We start from the raw sequence: 12161 nt of genomic DNA, 5'->3' as shown, positions 1-12161 counted from the left end.
GAGCCGCCCATGACCGACGCCCCCGTCCGCCATTCCCGCCGCGGCCTGATCGTGCCTTTCGCCATCGCGGGGCTGATCCTCGCGGCATGGACCGTCTGGTGGTTCGCGCTGGCGCGGCAGGTGGAGACCCGGGCGACCGGGCAGATCGAGAGCCTGCGGCAGGCGGGCTGGACCATCGACACGGCGCCCCTGTCGGTCGACGGCTGGCCCTTCCGGGTGCGGCTGAACCTGGGTCAGGCGCGGGTCGTCGCTCCGTCCGGCCACGGGCTGGAAGCGTCGCGGCTGGTCGCCGAGGCCAACGCCTGGGCGCCTCTGACCTGGGTCGCCATCGCGCCGGACGACCTGACCCTGACCCGTCCTGACAAGGGCCGCATCCGCATCGAGGGCGACGGCGCGCGCATGAGCCTGGCCGGCATCGACCGCCCGTGGCCGCGCTTCGCCATGGAGCTGATCCGCCCCACCTTCACGCCGGTGGGCTCGGCCGAGGCGTTTCCCATCTCGCGCGCGGAACACGTCTCGCTGGAAGCCAAACCGGGTCCGCAGAATCAGGCCGTCGACGTCCTGTTCCAGATGGTCGACGCGCGCGGCCGCGCGGGCGGCCCGGTGGAGGGCGTCACGGACAGCGGCCTGCTGAGCGCGCGGGTCGAGTTGCGGATGGAGAACGCCGAAGGTCTGCGCACCCCCTCGGACGAGGGGCTGATGGCCGGATGGAGCCGGGGCGGCGGGCGGTTCACCCATGTGCGCGGCCTCCTCGAGAGCGGCGACAACCGGGCGCGGATCGAAAGCGAGAGCCTGTCGGCGCGCGAGGACGGGCGGCTGGAAGGGCGCATCTCGATGAGCGCGGATCGCCCTGCGGCGGTCGTGGCCGGCATCGCCGGACGCGGCGCGGGGGCCGCCCGCATGGCCGGAGCGGCCGGCAGCGACGTCGCTCTGGTTCTCGACTTCCGCGACGGACGCGCCTGGCTGGGGCCGTTCGCGGTCGCGCCGGCCCCGCGCCTGTTCTGATGCTGGTCGAACCGGACGCCGATCCCGCGAGAGAGGTGGCGGACGACGCCCTGCTGGGCGCGCTTGCGGAACGCTTGAGGCTGGCGGCGACCGCGCCGGACGCGGAGGCTCTGGCCCTGCGCCGGCTGCTGGCGCGGGCGCCGGAGCGCACCGAAACGATCAAGGCGATGTGGGGCCGGCTGGACCAGCAGCCGCTGCACGTCCACGGCGCGGACGCGGCCCTGCTGGCCGCCGACCGTCACGGGCTGGGCTTCACCCTGCACGATACGGCGGACAAGGCGCTCGCCGCGGCCGAGGCCGGCGGCTCCGCCGTGATCGGCCTGTCCGGCGTGACGGCGTGGTGGGGGCGGCTGCTCGCGCGGCCGAGGCTGCGCGTGGTCGGCGCCCTGCCCGACGACGCGAACCGCGTGCCCCGCGCCCTGCGCGTCTCGACCGCCCGGCCCGGACCCACGGGCGAGGACCGCACCTTCTGGGTCACCGACGCGGCCCAGGGCGACCACGCCCTGCTGGCCGCGCTGGCGCAGAACGGTCTGGCCGGCACGCCCCTGTCGCAGGCGGGCGGGTTGAAGCTGTTCCTGCTGGCGGGCTATGTGCAGGCTGAAGATCCGCGCCTGATCGGGCTGCCGGGAACCCTGACCGGCGTCATCGGCGCCGCCCCCGTTTTCTGAAAGCTCGACACATGACCGACGCCCCCACGCCGAAGCCCGGCATTCTCGACATCGCCCCCTACGTCGGCGGCAAGTCGAAGATCGACGGCGTGGCCGAGCCGATGAAGCTGTCGTCCAACGAGAACATGCTGGGCGCGGGCGAGAAGGCGCGCGCGGCCTATGAGGCGGCGATCAGGAACATCCACATCTATCCCGACGGCCGGGCCACGAAGCTGCGCGCCGCGGTCGCCGAGCACCACGGGCTGGAGCCGGAACGGCTGATCTTCGGCAACGGCTCGGACGAGGTCTTCGCCCTGCTGAACCAGACCTATCTGACGCCGGGCGACGACATCGTGACGGGCCAGTACGGCTTCCTCGCCTATCGCATCTCCGCGCTGGCCAATCAGGCCAGCGTGCGCCTGGCCCCGGAGCCCCAGTTCAAGGCCACGCCCGAGGCCCTGCTGGAACAGGTCACGGACCGCACCCGCATCGTCTACGTCTCCAGCCCCTCGAACCCGACCGGCAGCTACAACACCCCCGACGAGATCCGCCGCCTGCACGAGGGCCTACGCCCCGACGTGCTGCTGGTGATCGACGAGGCCTATGCCGAATACGTCACCGAGCCGGACTGGGAGACCAGCTTCGAACTGGGGCGGACCAGCGAGAACGTCGTCGTGACGCGCACCTTCTCCAAGATCCACGGTCTGGGCGGCCTGCGCATCGGCTTCGGCTATGCGCCGCTGAAGGTGGCCGAGGCCGTCGACCGCATCCGCCTGCCCTTCAACGTCTCGGTGCCGGGCATCGAGGCCGCGGTGGCGGCGCTGGGCGACGAGGCGCACCAGAAGGCGTCGCGCGACCTGATCCAGACCTGGCGTCCCCGCCTGACACAGTCGCTGCGCGGCTTCGGCTTCGACGTCCTGCCGTCCGCCGGCAACTTCGTGCTCGTGCGGTTCAAGGACGTGGAAACGTGCCAGGCGGCCAACGACTGGCTGAACCAGAAGGGCATCATCGTCCGCCCCGTCGGCGGCTATGGCCTGCCCGAGTGCCTGCGGATCACCGTCGGCACGGACGACCAGAACCGCGCCGTCATCGACGCCATGAGCGAGTTCGCGGCGCGGTGATGTCTCGTCAGGCATCGTAATTTGCATCCCCTCACCGCACGTCTAGGCTGTGCGCCAGTGGAGGGAGTTCAGCCATGCGTAAGTTCGTCGTCGTCGCCGGCCTGCCGGCCCTGTTCCTGAGCCTGTCGGCCTGCGAGGCCACGCTGATGTCGGAGCAGCTCGACTATCACGAGATGCAAGGCGTCAGCTTCATGGTCTACCGGGAAGAAGACGCCGTTCTGGGCGGGGCCCAGATCGTCCACCGCGCGCACAATCCGCACGCCCAACCCGTGTGCGCCCGCGTGGCCGGACAGCGCTGGGTCATCGTGCAGCCCGGTCAGACCGCCGACATCGCCTATCAGGGCCCCGGCGCCACCAGCGCCCGCCACGAGGTCGGACCGGTCAAGCCCGGCGGCGGATGCTGAGGCTCACCCCCTCCTGAAGACCCGGCTCGCCGCCCAGCCCGTGAAGGCCGCCAGCAGCACGCACAGAACCCCGTAGAGCCACGGCCGGCGGTGGGCGAACTCGTAGACGTCGCGTTCGATCCCGACCTTCCGCACCGTCAGCGTCAGGTTGGACGAGGCGACCGGTTCGCCGTCCTGGAACAGCCAGACCTCGGCGAAATAGGCGCCGGTCGGCGCGGTGGTCGGCAGGTCCAGCTGGGCGCGGAACAGGCCGCGGTCGACGAAGGTCACGCCCTCGGGGCGGGTGGCGTACAGGCCGCCCTCCTCCCGCAGCCGGATCACGGCCCGGCGCCAGTCCAGATAGTCGTCGCCCAGCCGGCTGACGACGACGTCGCGCACGCCGTAGCGGGTCTCGACCCGCCGCTCCTCCGGCGCGGCGATGCGCAGATGGTCGACGCCGACGCCCAGCCGGCGCAGCTGGCCGAAGTTGGCGATGTCCGACAGGGGCCGAGTCGAGGCCGTCATGTAGAAGCCGGGCGCCCCCTCGAACACCACGGGCCGGCTGTTCAGCCAGAACGGCCCGGCCTGCACCTTGCGCACCAGACGCAGGGGGGCGTCGGGACCGCGCACCACCACGACCACGTCCACCGGCGCGTCGGTCGGATTGAACACCGCGCCGTAGAGCACGATCGACGCGCCCTGGAAGCCGGAGTCGACCTTGACCTCGGCATTGGTCAGGGCGGCCGAGACGCGCACCGGCTCGCCCGCGTTCAACGTCGTGATCGACCGCTCGATGACGACGGCCGGATCGGCGGGGGGCAGGTCCTGGATCATTCCGGAGCTCCCGGCGCGATCTCGAACATGTCTGACGGCCGCACGATCAGCTCCATCCCCATCTGGATGCCGACCAGAAGAACGATCAGGCCCAGCGCCGCGCGCAGGGTGTCGGCGCGGAACCGGCCCGACCAGCGCGCGCCGATCTGGGCCCCCACCACGCCGCCGAACAGCAGCAGCGAGGCCAGCACGATGTCCACCGTCTGGTTCCGCCCGGCCTGCAGCACCGTGGTCACCGCCGTCGTGATGATGATCTGGAACAGGCTGGTGCCGACCACGACCGACGCCTTCATCCGCAGGACGTAGAGCATCACCGGCACCAGGATGAAGCCGCCGCCCACGCCCATGATGGCGGACAGGACCCCGACGAACCCGCCCAGCGCCAGCGGCGGGATGGCGGAGATGTAGAGTCCGGACTTGGGGAACTTCACCTTCCACGGCAGGCCATACAGCCACAGCGGCCGGCGGCGGTCCTTGCGCGGCGGCGGCAGGCCGCGGCGGCGGCGGACGATCTGCTCCAGACTCTCCTTCAGCATCAGACTGCCGATGACGCCGAGGAAGATCAGATAGGACAGGGCCACCACGAGGTCGGCCTGACCCAGCAGACGCAGCCAGCGGAAAACCTCCACGCCCAGAAAGGCGCCCAGCACCCCGCCCGCCGCCATGATCCCGCCCATGCGGAAATCGACCTGGCCCGCACCGGAATAGGCGATCACGCCCGAGGTCGAGGAGGCGACCACGTGGCTGGCCTGGCTGGCCACGGCCACCGTCGGGGGGATGCCCAGAAACACCAGCACAGGCGCCATCAGGAAGCCGCCGCCGATGCCGAACAGACCGGACACGAAGCCGACCACGGCCCCCAGCATCAGCATCAGGGGCCAGTTCACCGAAACCTCGGCGATCGGCAAATACAGGTCCAAAGGGCGCGCCTTCGGTGCGGGGTGAAGGAAGGCCGCTCCGGGGAACGACGCCTCGGGTTTAGTGCGCGTCGCGGGCCGGCGCCACCGGCCGCACGCTTCGCGCGATCATTCCGCGCCGGTCTGGAAGTCGGCGGCGGCCTGCCGCGCCTCGGCGCGCTGGGCTTCGGTCAGGGTGGGCGCGAGGGCCTGGCCCTCCTCCCGCGCCTGAACGTCGCCGCCGCGCGCGGCGATCAGCAGCCAGCGATAGGCGCCGACCGGATCGGCCTCGGTCGCCGCCTCGCCCGTCTTCAGGATCAGACCGGCGTTGAACTGGGCGTCGACCAGACCGGCCTCGGCCGCCTTGAGGATCCAGTCGAAGCCCGCGGCCCGGTCCTGCGGCCCGCCCTGCCCCTCGAACAGGTACATGCCGTAGCCGAACATGCCTCGGGCGTCGCCGCTTTCGGCCGCGCGACGAATCCAGCGGCGGGCCTCGGTCATGTCCGACGCCAGGCCGGCGTCGCCCGTCTCGTACAGGCCCGCCATCATCAGCTGGGCCGGCGGATGTCCCAGTTCGGCGGCACGACGCAGCGTTTCGACGCCGGTCTGGTCGTCGGCGTCCAGGGCGGCGAGGGCCTCGTCGAACAGGCGGGCGCCCTCGGCCAGCTGGTCGGGCGTGGCGACGGGAGCGGCGTCCGTCGTGGCCAGCGCCAGCGTCGTCGGCGTCGCCTCCGCCGCGCCGACGCCCGTCAGGGCCGCCCACGGAGCCTCGATGCCCTGCACCCGGGCGAAGCCGTACAGACCGCCGGTCAGGGCCACGGCGATGGCCGAGGCGCCCAGCGCCTTGCGCACGGTCGATCCCTGCGACTGGCGGTCCAGCCGCTCCTGGAGGCGCGACTTGCCGCCCTTCTTCAGGCCGAAGGCGCCGCGCGCGGGGGCGTCGTCGGCGGCCGGGGCCGCCATGGCGGCGCGGGCCTGGTCGATGGCGGCGCGGGTCGAGGAGGCGCGGCCGGCCTGGGCGGCGGCCCGCAGGGCGCGCGGATCGACGAAGTCGGTCTCGGCGGCGAACTCCTCATGGCCCATATCCGGCGCGGTGGCGGCCAGGGCGTCCGACACGTCCGCGCCGCCGAAGCCGCCCGCCGCCGCGCGGCCGAAGGGACCGGGGGGCGGCGCCTCCGGCGACGAGTGCGGCTCCGCGGCGATCGACGTCGCGGCGCCGAAAGGTCCGCCGGCGGTCGGCTCCAGCGGAGCGGCGAACGGCCGCGCCGCCGCCTCGGACAGAGGCTCGAACGACGGCTCGGCCGGGGCGGTGAAGGGATCGTCCAGTCCCAGGTCGACGTCCGGGAAGGCGGCGGCGCGCCAGTCGGCCTGCACCGGCGCGGGCTCGATGGGCGCCTCGGGGATCGGGGCGAAGACGGCGTCCGGCCGGGCCGTCGGCTCGGGGACCGGCGCGGGCTTCGGCGCCGGAGCGGCGGCCGTGCGCGTCTCCATCGCCTCCCGCGCCTCGGCCAGAAGTCTCGCGGTGCGCTCCTCGGACTGACGCATCCGCTCGGCCAACTCGCCGGAGGCCCGGTCGTAGCGCTGCTCGATGCGGCCCGCGCCGTCGGCCAGCCGCCTGCCGATCTCCTCGATGGCCTGGGCCGACTTGCGCTCCGACTGGGCGATGCGGTCGGTCAGGCGGTCGGAGATGCGGGTGATCTCGACGCCCAGCTTCTCCAGCGCGAGCGCGTGGCGGTCCTCGGCCGCGGCCTGACGCTGTTCCAGCGCCTGGGCCTGACGCGCGCCCTGTTGCTCCACCACCTGCATGCGGCCGTGCAGGTTCTGGCCGATGCGCAGCACCTCCCGACCCATGGCTTCGATGCCTTGAGCCGACTTCTGCTCGGACGACTTCACCTGGTCGCCGATGGCCAGAACCGCGCGCTCGATCCGGTCCATCCGCCCTTCGGCCTCGGCGGCGTCCATGCGGCGCATCATCTCGGCGCGGTTGGCCTCGACCTGACGGCTCAGCGTCTCGGCTAGCTTCTCGAAGCGGGCGGCCTCGCGGGCGCCTTCGGGCTCGACGCGGCTCTCGGCGGCGTGCAGGCGTCGGTCCAGCTGCGCGAAGCTGGCCTCCAGCCGGCGCAGCGCGTCGGCCGTCTGGTTCTGGGCCGCGTCAAGCCGCCGGCCGACCTCGCCCAACACCTCGGCGCCCGCTCCGGGGGCGGACTTCTCGACCGCCTCGATGCGGCGACGCAGGTCCTCGGCCGTGCGCCCCTGACGGTCCTCGACCTCCAGCAGCCTGCCGGTGATGGCCTGCAGACCCTTCTCGACCTTGCCGAACGCCTCCTGCGTCGACGGCCCCGTCTCCTGCTCGAAGCGACGCAGGCGGCGATGGCCCTCGCGGAGCTCCTCGGCCACGTCGTCCATCCGGCGGTTCAGGGCAGCGGCCGCCTTGTCCTGCTCGTCCAGCCGGCGCAGCAGGCCGGTCACGGCCTGATCGACTCCCTGGATGGCGGTGGTCGAGCGGCGTTCGGCGGCTTCCAGCCGGGCGGCGATGGCGTCGACCGAGGCGCCGAGGCGGTCCCAGCCGCGCTCCTCCATCTGGTAGGCGTCGTCCAGCCGGCGGCTCCGCCCGCGGCGCTCATAGCTTTCGGCGGCGTGCGGACGGCGGCCCAGCGGCACCACGCCGTCGTCCTCGTCTTCCATGATCATGGAGTTCAGCCACTCGCCGAGCGTCATGCCCGAGCGACGCGCGAGGTCCTTGGCGATCTCGCGGGCCTTGGGGTCGATGCCCTTAACGCTCCACGGCGCGGCTGCGCTCACCTGATTCGCCTCCCGACCCATACGCAGACGCTACTTGTCCAAATCCGGGGTGTAAACGCGCTGTTAACCCCAAGATGTGGGGGCGCCGGGAGGTTCCTGTGGATGGCCGCCGCGCCCGCTCTCCATCTCGCCGCGCGCCGGTTAACGCTGCCTTAAGATTAAGGAGTCCGTAAGCTTTGCCTTGGGTCGCGCTTGCGCGCGCCGTTCCGGTCCGCCATCTGCCCGCGACCATGAGCCTGACCCTGACCCTGTTCCTCCTGGCGGTCGCCGTCGCCGTCACCGTCTTCGCCGGGTGGCGGGGCGCGCAGCTTCCGAACGTCGTGAAGGGCCCGCGGATGGTGCCCTGGCGCTTCGTCATGCTGCTGGGCGGCGTCCTCGTCTTTCTGCTTCTGGTGCATCTCGCCGCACTGGCCAAGGGCGGCTGACTTCCGGCCAAGCTGGAACGCGGTCCGAGGACGGGCATTGGCTTGGGACGCGAAAGGAGCCTCCCCATGTCCGACGATCTGACCCCGCAGAAAGCCGAAGAGGCGTTCTGGGACTCGCTGAAGAAATCCAACACCGGCATGCTGGGCATCGACCGTCCCGGCCACCACGCCCAGCCGATGACCGCCTTCCGCGAGGAGGAGACGGGGACGATCTGGTTCTTCACCCGCGACGACACCGACATGGCGCGCGAGGTCGCCTCGGGCGAGCAGGACGCCATGTTCCACTATGGCTCGAAGGACCAGAACGTCTGGGCCTGCATCGCCGGAACCCTGACGGCCCACGGACGCGATCCGGAGATCGTCGACCGTTACTGGAACCCGGTTCTCGCCGCCTGGTATCCCGACGGCAAGGACGACCCCCATCTGACGCTGCTGCGCTTCGACGCCGAGGACGGCCGCGTCTGGGTCAACGAGGGCGGCTTCTTCAAATTCGCCTACGAGATCGCCAAGGCCAACGTCACGAAGTCGATCCCGGACGCCGGCGGCGTGCAGGACGTGCGGCTGAACTGATCAGCCGCCGAAACACCAGGCGAGGACCGACTTCTGGGCGTGGATGCGGTTCTCGGCCTCGTCCCAGACCAGGGAGCGCGGGCCGTCGATGACGGCGTCCGTCACCTCCTCGCCCCGGTGCGCCGGCAGGCAGTGCAGGAAGACCGCGTCGGGCGCGGCGGCGTCCATCAGGGCGTCGTCGACGCCGTAGCCGTCGAAGGCCTCCAGCCGCTCCTCGTAATCCTGATCGCCCATCGACACCCAGGTGTCGGTGACCACGACGTCGGCCCCCCGCACCGCCTCGCGCGGATCGCTGATCAGGAAGACGTGGTCGCCGCCCCTGGCCAGGTCGTGCAGGTCGGGATGGTACGCCGCCGGGCAGGCGACGCGGAACCGGAAGTCGAACAGCGGCGCAGCGTGCATGAAGCTGTGGCAGACGTTGTTGCCGTCTCCGACCCAGGCGATCGTCTTGCCCGCGACCGGCCCGCGATGCTCCTCGATCGTCATCAGATCGGCCAGGATCTGGCACGGGTGACTGCGGTCGGTAAGGCCGTTGACGACGGGCACCGTCGCGACGCGCGCGAAATTCTCCACGTCCTCGTGCCGATTTGCGCGGATCATCACCGCGTCGACCATGCGTGACAGCACGCGCGCCGTGTCCTCCACCGGCTCGCCGCGCCCCAGCTGCATGTCGCCGGCGTTGACGATGATCGACGACCCGCCCAGCTGGCGCATCGCCGCGTCGAAGCTGAAGCGCGTGCGGGTGGAGTTCTTCTCGAACACCATGGCCAGCACGCGGTCCTTCGCCGGCGCGTCGGCGTCGACCCGGCCCTTGGGCCAGCCCTTGCGCGCCGCCTTGCGGGCGTGGGCGTCGTCGAGGATGCCGCGCAGGGCGGCGGCGTCCAGCCGGTGGATGTCGAGAAAGTGGCGAGTCACGCCGCCGCGCCCATCTTGCTCCGCGCCGCCTCGCACGTCGCCTCGAAGCGCGAGACCGCCTCGCGGGCCTCGTCCAGCGTGAGGTTCAAGGGCGGCAGGATGCGCACGCAGTTGTCGCCGCCGCCGGCGACCAGCAGGCGCTGGCCGTCGCGGGCCCAGCCCATGAACTCACGATTGTTGGGGACCAGCTTGACCCCGATCAGCAGACCCTTGCCGCGCACGTCGACGATCACGTCCGGGAAGCGGTCCTTCAGGCCCACCAGCTGCTGCTTCAGATAGCCCGCCACCTCGTTGACGTTGGCCAGGGTCTCGGGCTTCGAGATCTCGCCGAAGGCGGCGCGGCCGACCGCCATCGCCAGCGGATTGCCGCCGAAGGTCGAGCCGTGGACGCCCACGGTCATGCCCTTGGCCGCCCGCTCGGTGGCCAGGCAGGCGCCGACGGGGAAACCGCCGCCCAGCGCCTTCGCCACCGCCATGATGTCCGGCGCCATGCCGGCCCACTCGTGCGCCCACAGCTTGCCGGTCCGGCCCATGCCGCACTGGACCTCGTCGAAGATGATGAGCACGCCGTGCCGGTCGCACAGCTCGCGCAGGCCGCGCAGGCACTGCTCCGGCATGGCGCGGCAGCCGCCCTCGCCCTGCACCGGCTCGACGATGATCGCCGCGCAGGTCGGCGAGGCGATCGCCGCCTTGATGGCGTCGTGGTCGCCCCACTTCAGCTGGTGGAAGCCTTCCATCTTAGGGCCGAAGCCCTCGGTGTAGCTGGGGTTGGCCGCCGCATTGATCGCGCCGTAGGTGCGGCCGTGGAAGCTGCCGTCGAACCCGTAAACGTCGATCCGCTCCGGCTGGCCGTTCGCCACGTGGAACTTGCGCGCCGTCTTCAGCGCGCACTCGACCGCCTCGGTGCCCGAGTTGGTGAAGAAGACCACGTCGGCGAACGACTTGCTGCACAGATCGTCGGCCAGCGCCTCCTGATCCGGGATGCGGAAGATGTTGGACACGTGCCACAGCTTTTCGGCCTGGGCTTTCACCGCCTCGACCAGCACCGGATTGGCGTGGCCCAGGGCGTTGGTGGAAATCCCCATGACGCAGTCCAGGTATTCCGTGCCGTCGGTCGACCACAGGCGCGCGCCCTGGCCGCGATCCACCTCCAGCGGCGCGCGGTTGTAGACGCCCATCAGGTGCTCGGTCGACACGGCGGTATCCTCCCGGAAAAGCGACGCGGCCCCGAACGCGCCTGCGCCGGGACCGCCTTCAGTCTCGATGCCGTCTTGTCGAACCGGGGGCGCTTGGCGTCAACCCCGCTCCAGCAACGCCTTCAGCGCAGCCAGATCCTTCTCCACGTGGGCGGCGTCGGCCTCGAAGGCCGCGTCATCCATGTCGGGACGGTGCAGCAGGACGAAGGCGACCTCGGCGCCGTCGCCGTTGGGCGTGACGCGCAGCGCGTTGTGGACGACGAGACCGCTCTCCATCGTCACCACGTGGTCCGCGACCCCCAGATCGTTCGGCCGCGTGAAGCGGACGCGGACCTGACCGATCGGACCGCCGTCGGCGATCCAGTCGTCGCCGTCGCGGTTCAGGCCGGCGCCCAGGCCCGTCGCCCACGCGGGCATGTTGGCCGGGTCCATGACGAAATCCGCCACCTCCCGCCAGTCGCGGTCGATGCCGACGTGCAGGATGCGGGCGGGATGGACGGCCATCAGCTCTTCAGCCGCCAGCCCGAGCGGAACACGGCCCAGCAGGTCCAGGCCAGCACGGCGGTCAGAACCGCCGCCATGATCGCGCCGACCGTCACGTCGCTCTCGGCCCGGCCGATGAAGCCGGCGCGGAAGCCGTCGATCAGATAGAACATCGGGTTCCAGTGGCTGATCGTGGCGAACGGCTCAGGCAGTCGCTCGACCAGATAGAAGGTGCCCGACAGGAAGGTCATGGGCATGACGACGAAGTTCTGGACCGCCGCCAGCTGGTCGAACTTCTGCGCCCACAGCCCCGCGAACACGCCCAGCATGCCCATGATCAGGCAGGCCGCCAGACCGAAGCCCAGCACCATCGCGAGATTGGACACCGCCAGACCCGCGAAGGGCAGGACGCAGATCGCCGTCACGACCCCGACCACCAGCCCACGGGTCGCCGCGCCCAGGGTGAAGGCCGTCGTCACCTCGAACGGGCTGAGCGGCGGGGTCAGGAAGTCGGTCGCCGTCCCCATGATCTTGGCCTGGATCAGGCTGGACGAGGCGTTGGCGAAACTGTTGTTCAGCATGGCCATCATGATCAGGCCGGGCGCGACGAACTCCGGAAACGGCGTGCCGTGCAGCGGCGCGCGCGTGCCCTGCGTCGCGACCACGAAGACCAGCATGTAGAGCAGGGTCGTCACCACGGGCCCCGCCACGGTCTGGGCGCCGACCTTCCAGAAGCGCCGCACCTCCTTGAGGTACAGGGTCCTCAGCCCGATCCAGTTGACGCCGCGATGTTCCAGCGGCTGCGGCGGGGCGGGCGGGGTCAGGGCGTCGGCGGACATGGCGCGAGAGATGCGCCCCGGACCGCGAGTCCGCAAGCCTTCCAC

13 protein-coding genes are annotated in these 12161 nt (G+C 71.3%); 6 read left to right on the top strand and 7 right to left on the bottom strand.

Annotation, left to right across the window (positions count from 1 at the left end; all coding sequences use genetic code 11):
* Positions 1-9 precede the first annotated feature (9 nt).
* The 4 genes from EFJ44_RS05605 (at position 10) to EFJ44_RS05590 (ending at position 3177) form a co-directional block, all read left to right on the top strand.
* A complete protein-coding gene (locus EFJ44_RS05605; RefSeq protein ID WP_125256227.1) occupies positions 10-1005 on the top strand; it encodes a DUF2125 domain-containing protein in 996 nt (331 codons plus the stop codon).
* Complete coding sequence (locus tag EFJ44_RS05600) at positions 1005-1673, top strand: hypothetical protein (protein ID WP_125256226.1); 669 nt, start codon at positions 1005-1007, stop codon at positions 1671-1673. Before EFJ44_RS05605 ends, EFJ44_RS05600 begins: the two co-directional genes overlap by 1 nt.
* Before the next feature lie 11 nt (positions 1674-1684).
* Complete coding sequence (hisC, locus tag EFJ44_RS05595) at positions 1685-2773, top strand: histidinol-phosphate transaminase (RefSeq protein WP_125256225.1); 1089 nt, start codon at positions 1685-1687, stop codon at positions 2771-2773.
* Positions 2774-2847: 74 nt separating this feature from the next.
* Positions 2848-3177, top strand: a complete 330-nt coding sequence (locus EFJ44_RS05590) for a hypothetical protein (protein ID WP_125256224.1) — start codon at positions 2848-2850, stop codon at positions 3175-3177.
* A 3-nt stretch (positions 3178-3180) separates the two neighbouring features.
* On the opposite strand, the gene EFJ44_RS05585 is transcribed toward EFJ44_RS05590, so the two are convergent.
* From EFJ44_RS05585 to EFJ44_RS05575, 3 genes are all read right to left on the bottom strand, one after another.
* Complete coding sequence (locus EFJ44_RS05585; protein WP_125256223.1) at positions 3181-3990, bottom strand: TIGR02186 family protein; 810 nt, start codon at positions 3988-3990, stop codon at positions 3181-3183.
* Positions 3987-4910, bottom strand: coding sequence for a sulfite exporter TauE/SafE family protein (locus EFJ44_RS05580; protein ID WP_125256222.1), 924 nt, complete (start codon positions 4908-4910; stop codon positions 3987-3989). Before EFJ44_RS05580 ends, EFJ44_RS05585 begins: the two co-directional genes overlap by 4 nt.
* 105 nt (positions 4911-5015) lie before the next feature.
* Complete coding sequence (locus EFJ44_RS05575; protein WP_241209689.1) at positions 5016-7688, bottom strand: hypothetical protein; 2673 nt, start codon at positions 7686-7688, stop codon at positions 5016-5018.
* 230 nt (positions 7689-7918) lie between these two features.
* Here EFJ44_RS05575 and EFJ44_RS05570 point away from each other — a divergent pair, with 230 nt between their 5' ends.
* Both EFJ44_RS05570 and EFJ44_RS05565 read left to right on the top strand, forming a co-directional pair.
* The gene (locus tag EFJ44_RS05570; RefSeq protein ID WP_125256220.1) at positions 7919-8113 is read left to right on the top strand and encodes a hypothetical protein; all 195 of its coding nucleotides are present in this window, start codon (positions 7919-7921) and stop codon (positions 8111-8113) included.
* Positions 8114-8179: 66 nt separating this feature from the next.
* Positions 8180-8683 carry a pyridoxamine 5'-phosphate oxidase family protein gene (locus EFJ44_RS05565; protein WP_125256219.1) on the top strand — a complete coding sequence of 168 codons (504 nt, stop codon included), beginning with the start codon at positions 8180-8182 and terminating at the stop codon, positions 8681-8683.
* Here EFJ44_RS05565 and argF read toward each other — a convergent pair whose 3' ends face one another.
* The 4 genes from argF to EFJ44_RS05545 all read right to left on the bottom strand — a co-directional run bounded on the left by argF (position 8684) and on the right by EFJ44_RS05545 (position 12116).
* Positions 8684-9598, bottom strand: a complete 915-nt coding sequence (argF, locus tag EFJ44_RS05560) for an ornithine carbamoyltransferase (protein WP_125256218.1) — start codon at positions 9596-9598, stop codon at positions 8684-8686.
* Positions 9595-10794: an aspartate aminotransferase family protein gene (locus tag EFJ44_RS05555; protein ID WP_277596054.1), complete on the bottom strand. Its 1200-nt coding sequence runs from the start codon at positions 10792-10794 to the stop codon at positions 9595-9597. The genes argF and EFJ44_RS05555 overlap by 4 nt, the downstream gene beginning before the upstream one ends.
* A gap of 99 nt (positions 10795-10893) precedes the next feature.
* On the bottom strand, positions 10894-11298 hold the full coding sequence (locus EFJ44_RS05550) for an SRPBCC family protein (RefSeq protein WP_125256217.1): 405 nt from the start codon (positions 11296-11298) through the stop codon (positions 10894-10896).
* A complete protein-coding gene (locus tag EFJ44_RS05545; RefSeq protein ID WP_125256216.1) occupies positions 11298-12116 on the bottom strand; it encodes an ABC transporter permease in 819 nt (272 codons plus the stop codon). Before EFJ44_RS05545 ends, EFJ44_RS05550 begins: the two co-directional genes overlap by 1 nt.
* Positions 12117-12161: the final 45 nt, after the last annotated feature.

It is taken from the genome of Brevundimonas fluminis (genome assembly GCF_003934285.1).
GTDB classification, from domain to species: Bacteria; Pseudomonadota; Alphaproteobacteria; order Caulobacterales; family Caulobacteraceae; genus Brevundimonas; species Brevundimonas fluminis.
The sequence above is the reverse complement of the archived record's forward strand: the minus strand, read 5'-3'. Positions and strand labels throughout refer to the sequence as shown.